This window comes from Vallitalea okinawensis (assembly GCF_002964605.1).
Classification (GTDB): Bacteria; Bacillota; Clostridia; order Lachnospirales; family PQDH01; genus Vallitalea_A; species Vallitalea_A okinawensis.
This window is the reverse complement of record NZ_PQDH01000003.1, coordinates 86,733-108,926: the sequence shown is the minus strand read 5'-3', so window position 1 is coordinate 108,926 and position 22,194 is coordinate 86,733. Positions and strand designations below refer to the sequence as shown.

Genomic DNA, 22,194 nt, shown 5'->3' with positions numbered 1-22,194 from the left:
TATGGAAAATATATATAATGGAGGTGTTGTATATGAAACGCATTTTCTTTACCTTTATACTCATTGTCCTTCTATCTTATTTATTTTTTTATTCAGGTCTTTTTGAGAGGTCTATAAAGACCCTTGAGTCAACTTTAGCTGAAAAGGATAAGACAGATAATATGGTGGATGATTACGTATTGATGGTAGAAGATAATCAATACAATTACAATTTTTTTGAACCAACAGAAGGGTTATATCTTGGAGCTTACGTTTTATCTAATCGATATATCAATCACTCAATTGAAGAATTTGATTTATTAACTGGAAAACATCATCAGTTAAATTTAACATATATAAAGGCTGGGCAAGCAATCGATAAGGACTTTATTTTAAACTGTATAGCAGAACTTAGGACACCCTATATAATTATTTATCCTTCTCTTACAGGGGACGTTAATGACTATGATGATCTTATTACAACTTTAAAGAGCATTAGTGCCTACGAAGTACCAGTGTTTATTTCAATATACCCATCACCTATTGAGAATGGTGTTGCTGCGGAGAACTATATACCATATTTCAGAACATCCTATCAGCTAATACAAGAAATCATTGAAAGTGCTGCAGTAGTTTGGTCAATTAATGTAGAGAATTATTCATTTGCCATGGATTTTTATCCAGGAGATCAGTATGTGGATTGGATAGGCATGAACTTGAGACTTCACGACTACAATAATAATTACTTAGAGGATATCATTAGTTTTTATGAAATCTTTCAGGATCATAAACCATTGATTTTTAACGAGTTAGCTATAAGTCACTATTCCAATACACTTCATCAGTACAGCATTGAAGAGGCTACAGATGCATTAGAAGCTATTTATTCTTTAATACCAAGCTATCCTCGTATTAAAGGGATTAATTATCTTAATGTAAATGTTACAGATCAATTAGATGATGTTTACTCCGTAACAGAGGATCAAAACCTATTAGTTGCGTATCGGGATTTAATAGCAAATCTGAAAAATGTATCAACACTTTGCGAAAGAGATTTAACAAAAGGGACTACTCATTATACCTATTTTACTGAGATTTTAGACTATAATGACGAACTGTATATGACAGAGAACTATATCCTTCAGTCATTAGGGAGTTCGGTAATTCAAGATGTGATGAAAGTATTATTTAACAGTAAAGTCTTTTATTCTACTAAAGATATTGATAGATTAACAGATTATAGTATAATAGAAGACAGAGAAAGTAAAATAATTCTTATAAAATAATTAAAAAATATTGAAACGAGCTCTAAAATTTAGTATAGTAAATATTGACTTGATTTTTTTAGTTATACCTGATTCTTAAGGAGGAAACTTATGAACCAGAATTATAGAATAGCTGTAGATGCAATGGGAGGCGATAACGCTCCACAGGCTGTTATTGAAGGTTGTATAATGGCTATTAAAGAGATGCCGCAAATTGAGGTAGTCTTAATCGGTGACGAAGTTAAAATAAATAAAGAATTATCAAAGTACACTTTTGATCAAAGTAAAATTGAAGTCATTCATACAACAGAAGTTATAACTAATCATGATTCACCTGTTATGGCTATAAGAAGAAAGAAAGATTCATCACTTGTTGTTGGCATGAATCTTGTTAAAGAAGGTAAGGTAAGCGGTATTGTTTCTGCTGGAAATACAGGGGCTATTTTAGCGGGGGGAACTTTTATTGTTGGGCGTATTAAAGGTGTAGAAAGACCAGCTTTAGCACCACTAATTCCCACAAAAAAGGGTTACTCTGTCTTATTAGATGTTGGTGCCAATGCAGATTGTAAGCCTAGTTACTTAGTTCAATTTGCTAATATGGGGTACATATATTCCAAACAAGTTCTAGGTAAGAAATCTCCTAGGGTTGGTATTGTCAACATTGGAGCTGAAGAGTCCAAGGGAAACATGCTTACAAAAGAAACTTATAAACTTTTAGAAGAAGATACGAATATTAATTTTATAGGAAATGTTGAAGCGAGAGATATTACAGATGGTGAGGCTGATGTAGTGGTTTGTGATGGCTTTACTGGAAATATTATTCTTAAGAATATGGAAGGCGTAGGTATGTTTCTTTTTAGTGCTATTAAGAATGAGCTAAAAACGAGTTTACGCTTTAAAATAGGAGCATTACTACTCAAACCTATGTTTAAATCAATCTATAAACGATTTGATGCATCTGAAGTTGGAGGTACTGTTTTACTCGGTCTTAATGGATTAGTTGTTAAAGCACATGGTAACTCTGATGGTAAGGCAGTTTTTAATGCAATACGACAAGCTAAAAACTTTATTCAATCAGATGTTAACAAATCTATCGTTGAAAACTTATAATGATATAAAGAAAACTTTTTTGGACATTATTAAGGTGTGAGAGGACTAGTGCACCGAAGCCAAAAGGCATCAATAATTTTCTAGTTGGAAGGGGTATTTATTTTATGGAATTTGAAAAAATTAGACAAATTATCGCAGAAGAACTTAATATGAATGAGAGTGATATTACAGAACAAACATCTTTAGCAGATGATTTAGGGGCAGATTCCATTGATTTATTTCAAATCGTTATGGCGTTAGAAGAAGAGTATAATATTGAGTTCTCTAATGAAGATGCTGAAAAGATTAAAACAGTAGCAGATGCAGTTGAATTTATTAAAAATAACGCTTAAACCAAGAAAGTCCTGTGAAACGGGACTTTTTCTGTGAATATATAAGTCGAATTAAATAATTGTTATATGCCCATCAATTATTTAGAACTATTCGACTTTTAAAATAAGGAATATATATTGAACTAATGAAAAAATATTCTATATGATTAGTTCAATATATATAGCTTAAACGTTACACATTATAATATAATTTCTAAATACTACCCCAGATAGTGGGGGAAAGGATTTGAAAATGGAAGATAGGTTGCAGACCTTCGAGCAGGTCATCCAGTATCAATTTAATAATAAAGAATTATTAGCGCAAGCCCTCACCCATACCTCATATGCCAATGAGAAAAAAGGCAATAAGTCAACTCATAATGAAAGACTTGAGTTTTTGGGAGATGCTGTACTTGAAATTATAATTAGTGAATATCTATTCTTTAATTACAGTAAGTTATCAGAAGGAGAATTAACGAAGTTCCGCGCCAAGATAGTATGTGAACCAGCTCTAGCTTATATGGCTAAAAAGATAAATCTTGGTGATTTCCTCTATTTAGGTAAAGGTGAGATGTTGTCAGGTGGGAAGGAACGTCCTTCGATCCTATCAGATGCATTTGAAGCCGTCATTGGTGCTGTTTATCTGGATGGTGGACTTCGTAAGGCGAAAAGTGTTGTGAAAAAGATTTTGCTTGAAAACTTAGACGAATACGGTATTAAGAATCTGTTTACTGATTATAAGACAGAACTACAAGAAATCATCCAAAGTAAGAGTAATATCCCCCTTAAGTATGGTATTATTCGTGAAGAAGGACCTGCACATAATAAAACTTTTGTTGCAGCTGTAAGTCATAAAGACCAAATCATAGGTTCAGGTTCGGGAAAAAATAAAAAAGAAGCTGAGCAGAATGCAGCAAAGGATGCACTAAAAAGCTTAGGATAGTTGGTGATAGCAATGCGTATGAAAAAATTAGAAATTCAAGGTTTTAAATCTTTTGCGGATAAACTAGCTTTAGAATTTGATGGTGGTATTACTGCAATCGTAGGACCTAATGGTAGTGGAAAGAGTAACGTTGCAGATGCAATTCGTTGGGTACTGGGTGAGCAAAGTGTTAAATTGCTACGGGGTGCAAAAATGGAAGATGTCATTTTTGCTGGTACTGAGAATCGTAAAGCCGTATCTTTTGCACAAGTGTCTATTACATTTGATAATTCCAGTCAGTTATTTCCTTTAGATTATTCGGAAGTTTGTATTACCCGTAGAGTTTATCGATCCGGTGAAAGTGAATATTACATCAATAAATCAAGATGCCGTTTAAAGGATATACATGAAATGCTCATGGACACAGGAATTGGTAAGGATGGCTATTCTTTGATTGGACAAGGTCAAGTTGAAAAACTACTTAGTTCAAAGCCAGATGATCGACGCTATATTTTTGAAGAGGCAGCAGGGATTGTTAAATACAAAAGTAGAAAATTAAGTGCAGAAAAAAAATTAGAAGAAGAGCATCAAAATTTACTGCGCATAAATGATATTATCTCTGAAATTGAAAATCAGTTAGAACCTTTGGAAAAGCAAGCTGAAAAAACAAAACTTTATTTAGGATATAGTGAAGAGCTTAAAATATATGAGATGAATCAATTCATTAATGAGCATGAAATCGTCAAAGAACGCATGTTAAGCATTGACGATGAGATTAGTTTGCTTATAGATCAAATAGAAAAAAGTAAAATAGAGCAAGTCAATGCTAAAGAGAAAAATAATGAGTTTATTCATCATGTTAAAAATATAGAGGATAAGATTGAGGTAACTCGTAATCAGATTACTTCTTTAACTGCGGAGATTGAGAAATTTGAAGGAGATTTAAAAGTTACCCGAGAAAGACAGGGGTATTTAAATCAAGATATTACTCGCTTAAAGAGTGTGATTGACGAATCAAACCTTAAAATTACAGAAAAAGATAATTCCATCTGCGGAAAGAAAGACGAGCTTAATCAACTAGAAGAGGGGATTAGTCTTTATAAAGATCAACTGGATGAGATTAATAATCGCTTGAATAAAGCAGACCAAGCTATGAATGATGCTTTGGCTCATTTATCAGAAAATAAATCCGTCGTTACTAAGCTTTTTGATGAAATTACGGATAAGAAGACTGCTTTACAAAGAGAAGAAATTATGATTGAGCAAATTGATATGCAACATCAAAAGCTTGGTGATGAAAAACGGGAGTTCGCTGAAAAACTTTCTGAACATGAACGTGTCTACAATGATCTCAATAATAAAAAAATTATATTCAAAAAGACTTTGAGCGAATACAATGAAAAGATGCAAAATTATCAGCATGTATCTGAAGAAAAGAAAGCCCATCTCAATAAATTGATGGAAGGCTATCAGAAGATCATCAACGACTTAAATATGCGTCGCTCTCGATTAAGATTTCTTGAAGACATGAATAATGACTATGAGGGCTTTAATAAGAGTGTCAAGAAAATTATGCAGTTAAGAGAGCAAGATCCTGTTAAATGGAACAAGATTCATGGTGTCGTTGCAGATTTAATGCACGTACCTAAAAAGTATGAAACAGCAATAGAAATTGCATTAGGTGGCAGTATTCAGAACCTGGTTACTGAAGATGAGCAATCAGCTAAAAATGCTATCGCTTATTTAAAAACCAATAAACTGGGACGAGCTACTTTCCTGCCATTAAATATGATGCAAGAAAGAAAAAATAATAGAAAAGACATAAGTACATACCCTGGTTTTATAGGGTTTGGTAATGAGATTATTAAATACGGCAGCCAATATAGTAGAGTCATGTCACGCTTACTAGGTAATGTTATCGTTGCAACTGATTTTGACTCAGCATCAAAGATAGCAAAAGCTTTTGGTCAGTATCTAAGGGTTGTTACACTAGAAGGTGAACAGTTCAATATTGGAGGTTCCATCACAGGTGGTAGTATCTACAAGAAGAATAGTTCTATTTTATCTCGCAAAAGAGAAATAGAAGAACTGAAAGAACTCATCAAAAAAGGACAGAAGAAAATTCTTGAGAGGCAAGAAAAAATTGATGCTCTAAAAGATGAAATCGCCTATAATGATGATCAGTATAAAACATTCATGAATAACTACACAACTTGCAATGCTCAATTATCTGAAGTAGAGCAAAAGGTAGAACAAGTTGATTATTTGAGATCTTACGTAAGTAATAAAATGATAGCTATCGATGGTGAGAGGAATAACTTACGTGAAGAAAAGCAAAATAAAACAGACAGTATGGAAGCCATTAATCAAATCATTAGTGAGTTAATGATTAAAAAGAATACCATACAAGTACAACATGAGACTACTGAAAGTACCATTGAAGAAAAGAGACAACTGAAAGAAAGTTTGAATAAAGAAGCGACAGATATAACAATAAAGTATAATGAACTCAAGCAGACAGGTGATCGATTAAAGGATAATATCAAATGGCTTCAAAATGATATAGATGAATTAGTAGAAGTAGTGAATAAGTCTAATCTTCAAATAGATGAACACTATAAAGAGATTGAGAATTTGGATGAACAAGCTAGAGAACATCAAAAACTGATCAAAACGAAAGAAGAAACTTTAGCAGGAAGTCAGGCGGGGTTAAAGGATCTTGAAGAAAAGAAAGAGCTTATTGCTAAGAAAAGAGTAGAGTTTGAAGAAAAGATTGAATCATGCCTTGAAAAAATTAATCTCTTAAATAATGAATTAAGCCGTTTTGAGAATCAGAAGACTCGATTAGAGGTTCAATTAGATAACCTACGAGAGCGTATGTGGGAAGACTATCAGATCACTTACTCCACTTGTCTAGATTACAAACAGGAGTTAGGAAGTAATAGTCAGATTAAGAGTCATATAGATAAATTAAAAAGACAGATTAAAGATCTAGGTAACATTAATATGAACGCTATTGAAGAGTTTAAGGCTACAAAAGAACGGTATGAATTCTTAACAACACAGAAAGATGATATTATTACTGCAGAAGAGAAGCTGCGCTTGCTAATAGAAGAGTTAACAAAGGCTATGGAAGAGCAATTTGAAGAACGTTTTAAAATCATAGCTAATGAATTTAATACAGTATTTTCTAAGCTCTTTGGAGGAGGGAAAGGTTTATTGCAATTATCAGATGCATCAGATCCGCTGCATGCAGGTATCGAAATTGTTGCTCAACCTCCAGGGAAGAAGTTACAAAGTATGATGCTTCTATCAGGTGGTGAAAAGGCCTTAACAGCGATCGCTTTATTATTCGCCATCCAAAAGATGAACCCTTCACCTTTCTGTGTACTTGATGAGATAGAGGCTGCACTAGATGACTATAATATTAAGCGTTTTGCTGGTTATTTAAGAGACTTAAGTCGTCAGACTCAATATCTAATCATAACACATAGAAAAGGGACTATGGAGTCTGCTAACGCCCTCTACGGTATTACAATGGAAGAAAAGGGTGTTTCTAAATCAGTATCTGTTAAGTTTGATGAAACAGAAGATGAATTACAGTATGCTTAAGAAAGGACGTTTGAAATGGGATTTTTTGATAAACTTAAAGCTGGACTAACAAAGACACGAGATCAATTAATTGGTGGAATAGAGGAAGTATTTAGTTTTCATTCAGAAATAGATGATGACTTCTATGAAGAGCTAGAGGAAGCATTAATTCTGGCTGATATGGGTGTTCAAACCAGTACAGAAATAACAGAAAGACTACGCGATGAAGTGAAGGCTAGAAAATTGAAGTACACCAATGAGGTTAAAAGCCTCGTTAAAGAAATTATTACTGATATGATTGATTATGATACTACAGATTTAACAAAAGATGATGAGATGAATATTATCCTTGTTATTGGTGTTAATGGCGTAGGGAAAACAACCACTATTGGTAAAATATCAAATCAATTAAAAGAAAATGGGAAAAAGGTTCTCCTTGCAGCTGCTGATACATTTAGAGCTGCTGCCATTGATCAACTAAAAGTATGGGCAGATAGAGCAGCAGTTGATATCATTTATCATAATGAAAACGCTGATCCAGGTGCTGTTGTATATGATGCTGTGCAGGCTGCAAAATCACGTAAAGTGGATGTGCTTATATGTGATACTGCAGGACGTTTACACAATAAGAAGAACCTTATGAATGAGTTAGCTAAGTTAAATAAAATTATTAACAGAGAATTACCTGATGCCAACAAAGAGGTTTTACTTGTATTAGATAGTACAACAGGTCAAAATGCATTACAGCAAGCAAAACTCTTCAAAGAAGCTGCAGATATAACAGGAATTATCTTAACAAAACTTGATGGAACAGCCAAAGGCGGTATTATTGTTGCTATCCAACAAGAGTTGGGGATACCTGTTAAGTACATTGGTGTAGGGGAAGGTATAGATGATCTTCAGCCATTTAATCCAAAAGAATTTATAGATGCCTTATTTGAATGGAAAGAGGAAGAAGAGGTATAGTTTATTGGCTACGTCCATGTAGCACTTAACGCATTAAATCATGCCTCAGTAGATAAAAAGTGGTAACAAAAAAAGAGCTGAATTTCAGCTCTTCTTTTGTTTAGGTAAATTTTGAAAGGTAATTTATTTTAGATTTAATCTAAAATTCTAGAATAGTGACATTGGGTCTTTGTATTCGTAACCAAGGCTATCTGCAACACCTTCATGAGTTACTTGACCATCATAAGTGTTTAAACCTAATCTTAAGCAAGGATCAGCTTTCATTGCTTCAACTGGACCCATATTAGCTAATTTAACAGCATAGCCCAATGTAGCAGACTCTAATGCGAATGTAGATGTTCTTGGAACTGCACCAGGCATATTAGCAACAGAGTAGTGTAATACACCATGTTTTACATAGAATGGATTATCATGAGTTGTAACACGATCAATGGTTTCAATTGAACCACCTTGGTCGATAGCAACGTCAACGATAACAGCACCATCATGCATAGCTTTAACCATATCTTCTGTAACAATCTTAGGTGCGCTTTCACCAGTAACAAGTACAGCACCTACAAGTAAATCGCAGTTTTTAATTGCTTCTTCAAGATTGTGATCATTAGCTGCAAGAGTAGTAACTCTGCCTTCAAATATATCATCTAAGTAAGCTAATCTAGCGTTGTTTACGTCTAAGATAGTAACGTGAGCACCTAAACCAACAGCCATTTTCGCTGCATTAGTACCAACAACACCACCACCGATGATAACAACTTCAGCTGGCTTAACACCAGGTACACCACCTAGTAACATACCAATACCACCAACATATTTCTGAAGTAGGTGAGCACCAACTTGAACAGACATTCTACCAGCTACAGCACTCATAGGAGTTAATAAAGGTAAAGAACGATCTGGGAATTCAACAGTTTCATAAGCGATACCAGTTACTTTTTTATCTAATAGAGCTTTAGTTAACTCTGGATTTGGCGCTAAATGTAAGTAAGTATATAATGTTTGACCTTCTTTGAATAAATCGTATTCACAAGCTAAAGGTTCTTTAACTTTTACGATCATATCTGCATCAAGGAATAATTTTTCTTTATCATGATAGATTTGAGCTCCAGCATCGATGTATTCTTGATCAGAAAATCCACTTCCAACACCAGCGGTAGCTTCAACCAATGCAGAATGACCATTTTTTACTAAAGTTTTTACACCACCTGGAGTTAAACCTACACGGTTTTCATTGTTCTTAATCTCTTTTGGTACACCAATAATCATATACATTCCCCTTTCAATTGTAAATGCCTTATAGCATAAACCCTTAATTCAAAAATTAAATTTTCTTTTTAGTTTCTTCTAGCTTAGGAGTAATAGAGTAGTTATTCTTAACAGAAGATAAGACTACATTGGTTTGAGTTTTCCTAATGCCAGGTAAACTTTTGAGTTTGTTGATAATAGATTGTAAACTTTCAGTATTCTTTGTGATTACTTTTAATGCGTAATCATAAGTCCCAGCAATATAATGACACTCAAGAACCTCTTCTTCAGTCTCAACAAATTCCATAAATTTTGTGGAATATTGAGAACGTTCTAAGCTTACAAACATAATAACAGTTAAATCCTTCTGAAAACTTTCAGGATTAATAATTGCTGTATACTGCTTGATTAAGTTAGAGTTTTCAAGCTTCTTAAGGCGTTCGCTAACAGCTGAGATGGAGAGATTAACTTTACTGCTAATCTCAGAGATTGACATTCTAGCATTTTGTTGAAGAAGATGAATAATACTTAAATCAATTTTATCCATATGCATTCCTCTTTCAATCCGTGTTTGGTTTATGTTTTGATTTTAGCATAGCGGATGAATAATTTACACAAAAACATTATAATTCAATAATATTTTGTCTGAAAGAGATATCAGCTACGCAAATATTTTGGTTAGGTATATTTATTTAAACCTCATAGAAAAATTAATTAACCACATCTAAAATAATGCTAAATGTCACAGCGTTGATGTGTGATATTTTATATTAGCAAATGATATATGGTTATTATACATATAATGAGCGAGGTGGATTTGGTTGTAGCTGTGCAAATATACTAACATGAACTGCATAAACATTTGCTTTTAAGGGCACAATATAATCTGGTTCGACAAATATCTACTATTATAGGTAGTTGTTAAATAGAATGTCTTATCATAAAGAATACATATTGAATAGATTTGTAGCTTAGATAATCCTTATTTTAACGTCAATTGCAAGATTAATTACTGTACTAATTTTAAATATTTATGTAGGTATAAAACTTTTTTAGACTTTCAAGTAAAAATACTTGACAACCCTATTCATTTATATTAGAATAACTAACTGTAAAGCAATAACCCTTTACAGGTGATGATATGGATAAGATATTAGAAGTTACCCTTTTGTATGATTTTTATGGCGAACTTCTTACTGTAAAACAAAAAAAAATTTGTGAACTCTACTTTTTAGATGATTTATCCTTGAGTGAAGTATCTGAACATCTGAATATTAGTCGACAAGGCGTACATGATGCTCTTAAAAGAAGCGAAAAGCAATTGCATCATTACGAGGAAAAGCTAAAGTTAGTCCACCGCTTTGTCAAACAGAAAAAAAATGTAGAGAATATTATTGACATCGTTGACTCCTTAAAGGATAATAGAAATAATGGAAGAGCGGTGTTGGAGAAATTAGAGGCCATTCAAGCACTTGCCAACGACGTTCTAGAAAATTACTAGGAGGCATTCTATGGCTTTTGAAAGTTTATCAGATAAATTACAAGGTGTATTTAAAAAACTTAAAAGCAAAGGGAAGCTTTCTGAAAAAGATGTAAAGGCAGCTCTTAGAGAAGTTAAATTAGCTTTATTAGAAGCAGACGTTAACTTTAAGGTGGTTAAGACTTTTATCAAAACCATACAAGAGAGAGCTATCGGGCAGGAAGTTTTAGAAAGTTTGACCCCAGGACAGCATGTTATAAAGATTGTTCATGAAGAACTGGTTAACTTGATGGGAGCAACTCAAAGTAAACTGACTTTTGCTTCTACAGGAATTACAGTCATAATGATGGTTGGTTTGCAAGGGGCCGGTAAGACCACTCATACTGCAAAATTAGCTGCTAGCTTGAAAAAACAGGGGAAGAGACCTTTAATGGTTGCCTGTGACGTCTATCGTCCAGCGGCTGTCAAGCAACTTCAAGTTGTTGGTGAGCAAGTTGATGTTCCAGTCTTTGCAATGGGAACAGATCATAATCCTGTTGATATTGCAAAAGCAGGGATTGAGCATGCGAAAAAGAATAACTTAAATTTAGTACTTATCGATACAGCTGGTCGATTACACATCGATGAAACAATGATGGAAGAAATCGTTGCTATAAAAGAAGTATCAAAACCGCATGAAATATTATTAGTAGTTGATGCTATGACAGGTCAGGATGCCGTTAATGTTGCTGAGACCTTCGATAATGCATTAGGTATAGATGGTGTCATACTTACTAAGCTTGATGGTGACACTAGAGGTGGTGCAGCACTTTCCATTCGTCAAGTTACTGGAAAACCTATTAAGTACATCGGTATGGGTGAAAAAATGGATCAACTAGAAGCATTCCACCCAGATCGTATGGCTTCCAGAATATTAGGCATGGGAGATGTACTAACTTTAATTGAAAAAGCACAAAATAGTATTGATGTTGAAAACGCCGCTAAGATGGAGCAGAAACTCCGTACAATGGATTTTAACTTAGAGGATTTCTTAGATCAAATGCAGCAAGTTAAAAAAATGGGGTCTATCAGCCAGTTAATTGGTATGATTCCAGGTATGGGTTCGCAACTTGGCGATGTTGAAATAGATGATGGTGAACTAGGTAAGATCGAAGCTATTATTTTGTCTATGACGAAAGAAGAGCGTAAAACACCTTCTCTTTTAAATGCTTCTCGCAAACGTCGTATTGCTAAAGGTTCAGGTACTTCTATACAAGATATTAATAAGCTTGTAAAGCAGTTTGAACAAAGCAAGAAGATGATGAAACAAATGAGTGGCATGATGAAAGGGAAAAAGGGTGGTAAGGGAATGTTAAAATTCCCATTCATGGGCTAAATTATTTATAACCTTTTGTTATGAATATATATAGAATTAGTTTTAGGGAGGTGAAAACATGGCAGTAAAAATGAGATTAAAAAGAATGGGTGCTAAAAAAGCTCCTTTTTATAGAATCGTAGTAGCTGATTCAAGATCTCCTAGAGATGGTAGATTTATCGAGGAGATTGGAACATACAACCCAACAGTTGAACCAAGTGATATTAAAATCAATGAAGAATTAGCTAAGAAATGGTTATCAACAGGTGCTCAACCAACTGAAACTGTAGGTAAGTTATTAAAACATGCAGGTATCGTTGAATAATTGCCGTTTGCTGGAGGTGTAGCGAATGAAAGACTTAGTAGAAGTTATTGCTAAAGCCTTAGTAGATAATCCTGATGCTGTGCAAGTTAATGAAGTTGAAGGAGAGCGTTCAGTTATTGTTGAACTAAAAGTAGCTCCTGAAGACATGGGAAAAGTGATTGGTAAGCAAGGAAGAATTGCTAAAGCAATCCGCACAGTCATTAAAGCGGCTGCTACAAAAGAAGAAAAGAAAGTAGTCGTAGAAATTTTACCATAAGGTTAGGGGGAATCCCTAGCCTTTTTTGGTTATTGATATTCTAATCCTAATTATTGTGAATAATTAGGGTCAAATTAATGAAAATAAAGGTGGTAAGCCTATGAGTGAATACTTTGAAATAGGTAAAATAGTGAATACACATGGAATTAAAGGTGCTGTAAAGGTTATGCCTATAACAGATGAACCTAAGCGTTTCGAGCTACTAAAAAAGGTAACAGTTAAAACTAGGAAAGAAACTAGAGAGTATACTATCTCTAAGATTCAATATCAAAAGGATGTGCTGATCATTACTTTTGAGGAAGTTAAGGATATGACTACTGCCGAAATGCTTAAAACAGCCATCATATATATACCTCGTGAAGAGGCTTTACCCTTAGAAGATGATGAATACTATATCAGTGATATTTATGGCCTAAAAGTAATTACTGAAGAGGGACAAGAATTAGGTGTCGTTGATGATATTATCTTTACAGGAGCAAATGAAGTGTATAAAGTCAAAGGCGAGAAAGAACTCTTAATTCCGGCAATCAAAGAATGTATCAAAGAAGTTAATATAAATGAAGGTTTTATGAAAGTTGAGTTAATGAAAGGGTTACTAGATCTATGATATTTCACGTACTAACATTATTTCCGGAAATGATTGATGAAACTGTAAGCCATAGTGTTATAGGTCGTGCGATCAATAGTGAGCTGATCAATGTTAATAGTATTAACATTAGAGATTATGCTAATAACAAGCATAATCAGGTAGATGATTATCCTTATGGAGGCGGTCCAGGTATGGTTATGCAACCGGGACCTATTTATGATGCTTATCAATCCTTATTAAACGGAAAAGAAAAAAAGAGAGTTGTCTTCTTAACACCTCAAGGTAAGACCTTTAATCAAAAGATGGCTAAAGAATTAGCTAAAGAAGAAGAGCTTGTTTTATTATGCGGTCATTATGAAGGTATCGATGAAAGAGTCATTGAAGAAATTGTTACGGATGAAGTTTCAATTGGTGATTATGTTTTAACTGGTGGCGAATTAGGTGCGGTTGTTATGATTGATGCCATTGCAAGATTAGTACCAGGCGTATTAGGAAGTGATGATTCAAGCGTTGATGAATCGTTTTCTAATAATCTATTGGAATATCCTCAGTATACCAGACCAAAAGAGTTTTTAGGGAAGAGTGTGCCTGATATCTTAACATCTGGACATCACGCTAATATCAATAAATGGAGAAGGGAGCAATCCTTAATTCGTACGCTGAAGAAAAGACCAGACTTACTGGATAAGGCAGACCTATCAGAGGAAGATCAACGATTTATTAAGAATTCTTCAAAAGGACTTTAATGAGTCTAATTAGAAGTATTAATGGAGTACTATGACGTAACGAAAAGTTAAAGAACCAATCTTGATATAAATGTTAAAACATGGTATGATGGATAAAAGAGGCTAGACTAGTCTCTTTTTCTTTTTTGAAGAAAATCATTTAGTAGTCAGTAGGGAAGGTGATCATTTGGAAGTGAACGAACCAAAAGTTGAGGATAATGTGAAGACTTCGGTGGAAGAGAATGATAGTTTTCTTAGAACAGTTTGGCTATGGGTTCGGGATATTGGGCTATGCTTAATTATTGCTTGGCTCTTTATTACTTTTGTTGCTCAGAATACATATGTAGATGGTACATCCATGAATCCAACCTTGGAGCATGGTGATTACGTCATTATAAATAAATTTATATACAATTTTACTGAGCCTGATTATAAGGATATCATTGTGTTTCCTTATGAAAATAATCCTGCCAACCCTTTTATTAAGAGAGTTATTGGTTTACCAGGAGATGAGGTAGATATACATGATGGAGCTGTGTATGTTAATGGAGTAGCTTTAGTAGAAGATTATATTACAGGTAATGTAGAAGCTACAGGTAATGTAGATTTTCCAGTTACTGTACCAGAAGGTGAATACTTTGTTATGGGAGATCATCGTGACGTAAGTTATGACAGTCGATCTACCAAGGTCGGCACCATTCCTGAAGAAAATATAATAGGAAAAGCAGGACTGCGTATATGGCCATTTAAGGATTTTGGTTTTGTTAAGTGAGAAATAGTCGGAATAATAATCGTTATAGAAGATGTCGTTATAGTGTAGAAGGGAAGTTGTATTAGATGAGTCAAATATCCGTCAGTGAAGATAATAAAGGTAAGCAGATCTTTCTCTTTATCCGAGACTTAGTTATATGTGTATTGATAGCTTTTTTATTTATAACTTTTGTTGCCCAAAATGCAGTTGTTTCTGGAGAATCCATGTATCCTACATTAGAAGATGGTCAATTTTTAATTGTTAATAAATTTATATACCATCTTTCTGAACCAGAAAGAGGCGATATTATTGTTTTTGATCATACAGAAAGTAATCGTACAGAACGCTATATAAAGCGGATTATTGGTACACCAGGTGATGAAATTGATTTCAGAGATGGCTATGTATACATAAATGGGCAACAATATGTGGAAGACTATATAAAGGTGGTTACTATGCCAACTGATTCATCTGTTACCTATCCGATAACTGTACCTGCTAACAACTATTTTGTCCTGGGTGATAATCGTAATAAGAGTAAGGATAGTCGATATAACATAGTTGGTACTGTTGAAGAAGACTTAATTCTTGGAAAAGCGAGTATACGTATTTGGCCCATTACAAAATTCGGATTTGTTGAATAATTATTGATTACTTATAATGGTTAATAAATGCTGTGTAATAAGCAGAAAAGAGGAGAATCAGACAAAGAAATTGGATTATTTTTTTATAGATGATTTCTTTGACAAATTTCTTGATAAATATATTGCATTGTAATATGTATTATGCTATAATAGTCCGAGTGAGTACGGATGGTCCTCTGCTATTAATGATTTAGTAAGAACATCTATGATGGAAGGAGGATGACTATTATGAATAACGTCATTCGTGAATTAGAGCAAGAACAATTAAAGAGCGATATTACACCTTTTAATGTAGGTGATACAATTCGTGTACACAACAGAATCAAAGAGGGTACTCGTGAAAGAATTCAGGTATTCGAAGGTACTGTTATCAAGAGACAACATGGTAGTATCAGAGAAACTTTCACAGTGAGAAGACTTTCTTATGGTGTTGGTGTTGAAAAAACTTGGCCATTACATTCACCATTCGTTGAGAAAATTGAAGTGATTCGTAGAGGTAAAGTTAGAAGAGCTAGACTTCACTACTTACGTGATAGAGTAGGTAAACGTGCTAAAGTAAAAGAATTAATCAAATAGTTAGTGAACAAAAGGGACTCTATCGATGTAGGTCCCTTTTTCTGTTATCATTAGTCGAAACTGAAACAGCTTATATAGGTTAAGGCTAAGTTGGTCTCATGATTTTTTATACGGGAAAGAAGGTATTATAAATGGAAAGAAAAGATCTAATGAAAGAGATTTGGAGCTGGACCAAAGAGATAGCAATTATATTATTTATTGTATGGTTTATTATTAGTTTCGTTGCACAAAATACTAAAGTATCCGGTCATTCCATGGAACCAACTTTAAGCGATGGTGATTTTTTAATCATTAATAAGTTCATTTATGATTTTGCTGAGCCAGCCAAAGGAGATATCGTCGTTTTCCCACATAATGGTGATGAGAGTGAGATCTACATTAAACGAGTTATTGGCTTACCAGGAGACGAAATTGATATTCGCGGTGGTAAAGTCTATGTTAATGAGGTTATGTTAGAAGAAGACTATGTCAGTGAGGATATTTATAACACAGGAAACATTGAATATCCTTTTACAGTATCCGAAGATAAGTATTTTGTTATGGGTGATAATCGTAATAACAGTTATGATAGTCGTTATCTTGAAGTTGGTTTAGTTCCTATTGATGAAATAATTGGTAAAGCAAGCATTCGTATTTGGCCACTAAATGAATTAGGGCTAGTTTATTAGAAGCGGTGAGTTTATGAATATACAATGGTATCCAGGTCATATGACAAAGGCTAAAAGGATGATGCAAGAGAATTTAAAACTTGTAGATATTGTTATCGAATTGGTTGATGCAAGAATACCTTTTAGCAGCAAAAATCCTGATATGAATGAATTATCAAAGAATAAGCAGCGAGTAATTGCAATTAATAAATGTGACCTTGGTGACGATAAAGTCATTAAACAATGGGTCCAGTGGTACAAAGAACAAGGTTACGGGGTTGTATGTATTAACTCCATTAATGGCAAAGGTTTAGGTAGGTTACTTGAGTTATCGAGAGAATTATGTAAAGAAAAGATTGAACGTGATAAAAAGCGTGGTAGGATTTTTAGACCAATTCGAGCAATGGTTGTTGGGATCCCCAATGTAGGCAAATCCACTTTTATCAATAAACTTGTAGGTAAGGCTAGCGCTAAGACTGGCAATAAGCCTGGAGTTACTAAAGGTAAGCAATGGATTAAGTTAAAAAAGGATGTAGAACTTTTGGATACACCTGGTATTTTATGGCCTAAATTTGAAGATAAAAATATTGCATTAAAAGTTGCTTATATTGGTTCTATTAAAGATGAAATTCTTGATACTTATACACTCTCAACAAATCTAGCTGAATACCTAAGAGAGCATTATCCTTCAGCTATAGAGAATCGTTATGCTATAGATGATATATCCCATTTAGATGGACCACACATTATTGAGGAAATTGCCGATAAACGTGGGTTTAAAAAAGCTGGTAATGAATTAGACATAGAAAGAGCAGCTAATCTATTAGTCGATGAATTTAGAAATAGTAGATTAGGACGCTTTACATTAGAGGTTCCAACAGATTTAGAAGAAGCAAATTTAAGTTAAACTTAAATTGCTTCTTTTCTTTTTCCATAATTTCCATTAGAATATTATTGTGAGGGTAATGGAAAAGGAGGAATTATATGATAATACCTATTATACCAAAGCCAGTAAAAGCACTTTTAAAAAATGGAGATGCATTTGTTTTTAATGAAGAAACTCCAATCAGAGGAGAAGAGTGTTTAGAAAAAGATATGCTTCTACTTCAAGAGCTTTTAACTCAGTATCTTAGTATTTCTCCAAAAGTAGACCAAAATATCGAAGAAACTGGTATCCATTTGAATATGGATAGCCAACTAAAGGTATTAGGTAAAGAAGGGTATCAGCTGGAAGTCTCTAGGTTAAGTATAAAAATTAATTCTTCCACACATCAAGGGTTATTCTATGGAATGCAGAGTTTATTACAACTGATCTATAATGCCCTTAGGGATTTAGATGGTAATTGGAGAATCGATCCAGTATTTATAGAGGACATGCCTCGCTTTACTTACCGTGGGTATATGCTGGATGTGTGCCGTCACTTTTTTGATAAGAATGCTATTAAAAAAATGATTGATTTGGCTTCCTTACATAAATTAAACTATTTTCACTGGCACCTTACAGAAGACCAAGGATGGCGAATTGAGATTAATCAGTATCCTCTCTTAACAGAAATAGGTTCTTTCCGTAAGGAGACCATTGTAGGCAATAAATCTGATGACCGGATTCATTCTGGTTATTATACGAAAGAGGAGATTAAGGAAATTGTAGATTATGCTGCAAGTAGATTTATAACCATCATACCTGAGATCGATGTGCCAGGTCATTTTCAAGCAGCTTTGGCAGCTTATCCACATCTAAGTTGCAATGAGCAACCATTAGATGTAGCCACAAAATTTGGTATTATAGACAATATTGCCTGTGCTGGAAAAGAAACTACTTTTGAATTTCTTTTCAATGTCCTAGATGAAGTATGTGAGATGTTTCCTAGTCCATATATTCACTTAGGGGGTGATGAAGCACCAAAAACTAGGTGGAAATTATGTAAGCATTGCAGGAGGCGCATGGAAGTTGAAGGTCTAGCTAATGAAGAAGAACTACAAGGTTATTTTATTAACCGATTAGCACAATACTTAGACAGTATGGGGAAAAGGATTATAACTTGGAATGAGTCACTGAAAGCTAGTTGTCTAGATTCTAGTATTATGATTCAACATTGGATGGATGGTAAGAAAGCTATGCATACAACGAAAGCTATTGAATCCGGTCGCCAAGTGATAATATCTGACTTCTTTCACTATTACTTAGATTACCCTTATGGCATGACACCATTAAGCAAAACTTATAACTATAACCCTATACTAGAAGGAATATTACCAGATAACGAGAAGGCGATAATCGGTATTGAAGCACCTTTATGGACAGAATATATTGAACGGATTGAGAAAGCTGAATGGATGACATTACCACGGCTTTCAGCACTAAGTGAAGTAGGATGGTCTTGGAAACATCAATTAAATTATGAAGATTTTAAAAAAAGAATGTTATATTTCACTAAATTCCTAAGGGAAATTGGTTATCATGTAGCCACAACAGAAGAAGCAGATATAAAAGGTATTAAAGCCAAATTACAGGTACTTAAATTCTTCATACCTCTTCTTAATCTGGAGACGGTTAAAGCTCTTTATCATAATATAAAAGAAAAAAAGTAATCTAGATTCGCTAGTATAATAGATTTGTAGAAAGAAAGGACTCATATATGAAATTAAAATATAAATGTCTAATTTTAGACCATGATGATACTGCTGTTAAGAGTACACCAGAGATACATTACCCATCTTTTCTAGCATCAATGAAAGTCTTAAGACCGGATGCTGAATTGACTATAGAAGACTTTACCAATTATTGTTTTAATCCTGGGTTTATGGAATTATGTAAGGATATTTTAAAATATTCCACTGAAGAACAGGAATATCAGTATAAAATATGGAGAGAGTATACCACTTCTAAGATACCAGATTTTTATGAAGGGTTTATAGAAATATTAGAAGAGTTTAGAAAGCTAGGTGGAATCATTACTGTTGTATCGCATTCTGAAAAAGATCAAATAGAGCGTCATTATTCATGCAAAAGTAGTATAACGCCAGATTTAATCCTGGGATGGGAACTGGAAGAAAGTAAAAGAAAACCAAGCACATATCCTGTTAAAGTGATTATGGATACTTTTGATCTTAAAGAGTCAGAGGTGTTAGTCGTGGATGATCTCAAGCCAGGCATGGATATGGCTAACAATAGCAATGTAACTTTTGCCTGTGCAGGTTGGTCGCATCAAGTAAAAGACATAGAGCAATTTATGAAGGAAAAGGCTGATGTATATTTTTCATCAGTAGAAGATTTTAGAAAGTATCTGTTTGAAAGTTTCTAATGATTAAAAAAAAGGGGGGGTTATATGTTAACACATATAGATACAATTATATTTGATTTAAATGGGACTTTGTATGAAAAGGGTGTAGCCATTAATGGCTCTAATGAAACAATTAGAAAGCTTAGAGAGCATAACTACCATTTAAGTTTTATTACCAATACAGATGGGCGGAGTATAAAGGATGTTTATCAAAGAGTATTAAAAAAGGGTCTTGATGTTAAAGAAGAAGAAATATATACACCTGTATCTGCTGTGAAGGTATTTATTGAGCAAAATAATGATAAGTTATTTTATCCTTTAGTCACTGATGATGTATTCGAAAGCTTAGTAGGTGTCAATCGAAATGTTAATAATCCCGATTACGTCGTTATTGGTGATTTTTGTGATAAGGTATCCTTTGAAGAAATTAATAAAGTGTTCAGGATGATTAAAAATGGAGCTAAGATTATTGCTTTATCCAAAACTTTATGGTACATCGACGTGGATGGTTATAGCATCAACACAGGTGCTTTCGTGAAAATGTTTGAAATAGCTTGCGAAAGTGAAGCCATTCTTATGGGTAAGCCATCTAAAGATTTTTTTTATATGGGGTTAAAGAGAACCAATAGTCAGCCAGAAAATACTCTGGTTATTGGTGATGATATCAAAACAGATATTTTGGGGGCAAAAAATATTGGAGCAACTGCAGCACTTGTGAAGACTGGTGTCTATCATGAAGACACATTAAAAAGTTCTCTTGTGCAGCCTGATTTTGTAATTGATAATATAAATGACTTACCTAATTTGTTAGGATTATGATAAGTATAAGGTAACGAGGGTCAAGATTTACAAAGATTTTAAGATAGGAGTGGTTTAAATACTCACAAAAGGTTTTAGATTTGGCTTATTATTACAGATAGCTGTTGGTCCTATATGCATATTCATATTTAACGAGGCAGTTGAGAAAGGTATAAAAAACGCAATAGTGGGAGTGCTTGCTGTAGTCTTTATTGATGCACTATATATTTTATTATCCATATGGGGGATTTCAACTTTAATAGAAAAAAATAAGAAACTATTAAAGTATTTTGGAGCCATTATTTTAATTATATTTGGTTTAAAGACAATAATCGATTCATTCAATATGGACTTAACTTTTAGCGGAATCAGTCCTGATATAAGTTATCTTAAAACATTTATAACAGCAATCATGTTAACTGCATCTAATCCTTTAACGATTATATTTTGGTCAGGAGTTTTTTCATCAAAAGTTATTGAAGAAGGATTTAGTAGAAAAGATGAGTTGAAATTTGGTTGTGGAGCTGTATTGGCAACACTAGTATTTTTAACTTCAATCACTCTAATTGGTCAGTTTACTCAAAGTTTTTTATCTGTACAGTACATAGCTATCTTAAATAAAATAGTAGGATTATTACTTATCTATTTTGGTATAAGATTATTAAGAACCAATATAGATCAAAAACAATCCAGTGAATAATAAACTATATTATAAGCAATGATAGAGTGGAGGATTTTATGACAAAAGTATATATTACAAGACATGGACAAACTAAGTGGAATGTTGAAGGCAGGATGCAAGGACAGAAAGATTCTAGGCTAACCACTCTTGGACAGAATCAAGCAAAGTGGTTAGGCGATAGTCTAAAAGATATCCCCATAGATATTATTATTTCTAGCTCTAGCGGAAGAACAATCAGTACAGCAGAGCTTATAAGAGGGGATAGAAACATCGAAATAATTCCAAACGACAATCTAAGAGAAATGTATATTGGTGAATGGGAGGGGATGCTACACACTGAAGTGGAAGAGCTTTACCCTGAACAAAGGTTTAACTTTTGGCATAACCCACATTTATATGAACCAATGAGTGGAGAATCTTTTGCAGATGTTCTTGTAAGAGCTAGTAATGAAATAGAAGATATAATAACTACATATAAGAATAAGAATATACTCATCGTAACTCATGCAATTACCCTGAAATCTCTTATTGCCTATTTTGAAAAGAAAGAAATTAAAGATCTATGGACAGGTGCTTTCATGAAATCAACTTGCTTAAATATCCTTGAGATTGATGGTGACAACAGAAATTTTATTCTACAAGGTGATACATCCCACTATCCAACCGATGATGCAATATAAGCATAGTAAATCATAAG

At 33.7% G+C, this 22,194-nt stretch carries 24 protein-coding genes; 22 read left to right on the top strand and 2 right to left on the bottom strand.

The features are described from left to right. Positions 1–32: 32 nt before the first annotated feature. The 6 genes from C1Y58_RS09985 (at position 33) to ftsY (ending at position 8,144) form a co-directional block, all read left to right on the top strand. Positions 33–1,265, top strand: coding sequence for a glycosyl hydrolase (locus C1Y58_RS09985; protein ID WP_105615899.1), 1,233 nt, complete (start codon positions 33–35; stop codon positions 1,263–1,265). Positions 1,266–1,355: 90 nt separating this feature from the next. Further along, positions 1,356–2,354, top strand: coding sequence for a phosphate acyltransferase PlsX (plsX, locus tag C1Y58_RS09980; RefSeq protein ID WP_105615898.1), 999 nt, complete (start codon positions 1,356–1,358; stop codon positions 2,352–2,354). 104 nt (positions 2,355–2,458) lie between these two features. Next, positions 2,459–2,686 (top strand): acyl carrier protein, encoded by a 228-nt coding sequence (acpP, locus tag C1Y58_RS09975; RefSeq protein ID WP_105615897.1) that lies wholly within the window; start codon positions 2,459–2,461, stop codon positions 2,684–2,686. A 232-nt stretch (positions 2,687–2,918) separates the two neighbouring features. Further along, the gene (gene rnc / locus C1Y58_RS09970) at positions 2,919–3,608 is read left to right on the top strand and encodes a ribonuclease III (RefSeq protein ID WP_105616476.1); all 690 of its coding nucleotides are present in this window, start codon (positions 2,919–2,921) and stop codon (positions 3,606–3,608) included. A gap of 12 nt (positions 3,609–3,620) precedes the next feature. After that, on the top strand, positions 3,621–7,199 hold the full coding sequence (smc, locus tag C1Y58_RS09965) for a chromosome segregation protein SMC (RefSeq protein WP_105615896.1): 3,579 nt from the start codon (positions 3,621–3,623) through the stop codon (positions 7,197–7,199). 15 nt (positions 7,200–7,214) lie between these two features. Continuing rightward, entirely contained in the window at positions 7,215–8,144 is a 930-nt protein-coding gene (gene ftsY, locus C1Y58_RS09960; RefSeq protein WP_105615895.1) for a signal recognition particle-docking protein FtsY, read from the top strand. A gap of 147 nt (positions 8,145–8,291) precedes the next feature. Here ftsY and ald read toward each other — a convergent pair whose 3' ends face one another. Both ald and C1Y58_RS09950 read right to left on the bottom strand, forming a co-directional pair. Further along, positions 8,292–9,407, bottom strand: coding sequence for an alanine dehydrogenase (gene ald / locus C1Y58_RS09955; RefSeq protein WP_105615894.1), 1,116 nt, complete (start codon positions 9,405–9,407; stop codon positions 8,292–8,294). Positions 9,408–9,462: 55 nt separating this feature from the next. Then, positions 9,463–9,933 carry an Lrp/AsnC family transcriptional regulator gene (locus C1Y58_RS09950; RefSeq protein ID WP_105615893.1) on the bottom strand — a complete coding sequence of 157 codons (471 nt, stop codon included), beginning with the start codon at positions 9,931–9,933 and terminating at the stop codon, positions 9,463–9,465. Positions 9,934–10,527: 594 nt separating this feature from the next. Between C1Y58_RS09950 and C1Y58_RS09945 the strand changes: the two genes are divergently transcribed. The 16 genes from C1Y58_RS09945 to C1Y58_RS09870 all read left to right on the top strand — a co-directional run bounded on the left by C1Y58_RS09945 (position 10,528) and on the right by C1Y58_RS09870 (position 22,177). Then, complete coding sequence (locus tag C1Y58_RS09945) at positions 10,528–10,887, top strand: putative DNA-binding protein (protein WP_105615892.1); 360 nt, start codon at positions 10,528–10,530, stop codon at positions 10,885–10,887. Positions 10,888–10,897: 10 nt separating this feature from the next. After that, positions 10,898–12,241, top strand: coding sequence for a signal recognition particle protein (ffh, locus tag C1Y58_RS09940; RefSeq protein WP_105615891.1), 1,344 nt, complete (start codon positions 10,898–10,900; stop codon positions 12,239–12,241). A gap of 58 nt (positions 12,242–12,299) precedes the next feature. Further along, the gene (gene rpsP, locus C1Y58_RS09935) at positions 12,300–12,545 is read left to right on the top strand and encodes a 30S ribosomal protein S16 (RefSeq protein WP_105615890.1); all 246 of its coding nucleotides are present in this window, start codon (positions 12,300–12,302) and stop codon (positions 12,543–12,545) included. 25 nt (positions 12,546–12,570) lie between these two features. After that, positions 12,571–12,801, top strand: coding sequence for a KH domain-containing protein (locus C1Y58_RS09930; protein ID WP_105615889.1), 231 nt, complete (start codon positions 12,571–12,573; stop codon positions 12,799–12,801). A 100-nt stretch (positions 12,802–12,901) separates the two neighbouring features. After that, on the top strand, positions 12,902–13,408 hold the full coding sequence (gene rimM / locus C1Y58_RS09925; RefSeq protein ID WP_105615888.1) for a ribosome maturation factor RimM: 507 nt from the start codon (positions 12,902–12,904) through the stop codon (positions 13,406–13,408). Next, positions 13,405–14,136 carry a tRNA (guanosine(37)-N1)-methyltransferase TrmD gene (gene trmD / locus C1Y58_RS09920; protein ID WP_105615887.1) on the top strand — a complete coding sequence of 244 codons (732 nt, stop codon included), beginning with the start codon at positions 13,405–13,407 and terminating at the stop codon, positions 14,134–14,136. Before rimM ends, trmD begins: the two co-directional genes overlap by 4 nt. 172 nt (positions 14,137–14,308) lie before the next feature. Beyond that, a complete protein-coding gene (gene lepB, locus C1Y58_RS09915; RefSeq protein ID WP_207655737.1) occupies positions 14,309–14,887 on the top strand; it encodes a signal peptidase I in 579 nt (192 codons plus the stop codon). 65 nt (positions 14,888–14,952) lie between these two features. After that, positions 14,953–15,510 (top strand): signal peptidase I, encoded by a 558-nt coding sequence (gene lepB, locus C1Y58_RS09910; RefSeq protein WP_105615886.1) that lies wholly within the window; start codon positions 14,953–14,955, stop codon positions 15,508–15,510. A 228-nt stretch (positions 15,511–15,738) separates the two neighbouring features. Beyond that, on the top strand, positions 15,739–16,086 hold the full coding sequence (gene rplS / locus C1Y58_RS09905; RefSeq protein WP_105615885.1) for a 50S ribosomal protein L19: 348 nt from the start codon (positions 15,739–15,741) through the stop codon (positions 16,084–16,086). A 131-nt stretch (positions 16,087–16,217) separates the two neighbouring features. After that, the gene (gene lepB / locus C1Y58_RS09900; protein WP_105615884.1) at positions 16,218–16,754 is read left to right on the top strand and encodes a signal peptidase I; all 537 of its coding nucleotides are present in this window, start codon (positions 16,218–16,220) and stop codon (positions 16,752–16,754) included. Between the two features lie 13 nt (positions 16,755–16,767). Then, positions 16,768–17,640, top strand: a complete 873-nt coding sequence (gene ylqF, locus C1Y58_RS09895; RefSeq protein ID WP_105615883.1) for a ribosome biogenesis GTPase YlqF — start codon at positions 16,768–16,770, stop codon at positions 17,638–17,640. 77 nt (positions 17,641–17,717) lie between these two features. Further along, on the top strand, positions 17,718–19,325 hold the full coding sequence (locus C1Y58_RS09890) for a beta-N-acetylhexosaminidase (protein ID WP_105615882.1): 1,608 nt from the start codon (positions 17,718–17,720) through the stop codon (positions 19,323–19,325). 47 nt (positions 19,326–19,372) lie between these two features. Then, positions 19,373–20,038 carry an HAD family hydrolase gene (locus tag C1Y58_RS09885; protein WP_105615881.1) on the top strand — a complete coding sequence of 222 codons (666 nt, stop codon included), beginning with the start codon at positions 19,373–19,375 and terminating at the stop codon, positions 20,036–20,038. A 24-nt stretch (positions 20,039–20,062) separates the two neighbouring features. Further along, positions 20,063–20,836 (top strand): TIGR01458 family HAD-type hydrolase, encoded by a 774-nt coding sequence (locus tag C1Y58_RS09880; protein WP_105615880.1) that lies wholly within the window; start codon positions 20,063–20,065, stop codon positions 20,834–20,836. Positions 20,837–20,894: 58 nt separating this feature from the next. Continuing rightward, positions 20,895–21,515: a LysE family translocator gene (locus C1Y58_RS09875; protein ID WP_105615879.1), complete on the top strand. Its 621-nt coding sequence runs from the start codon at positions 20,895–20,897 to the stop codon at positions 21,513–21,515. Positions 21,516–21,553: 38 nt separating this feature from the next. Next, positions 21,554–22,177, top strand: a complete 624-nt coding sequence (locus C1Y58_RS09870) for a histidine phosphatase family protein (protein WP_105615878.1) — start codon at positions 21,554–21,556, stop codon at positions 22,175–22,177. Positions 22,178–22,194: the final 17 nt, after the last annotated feature.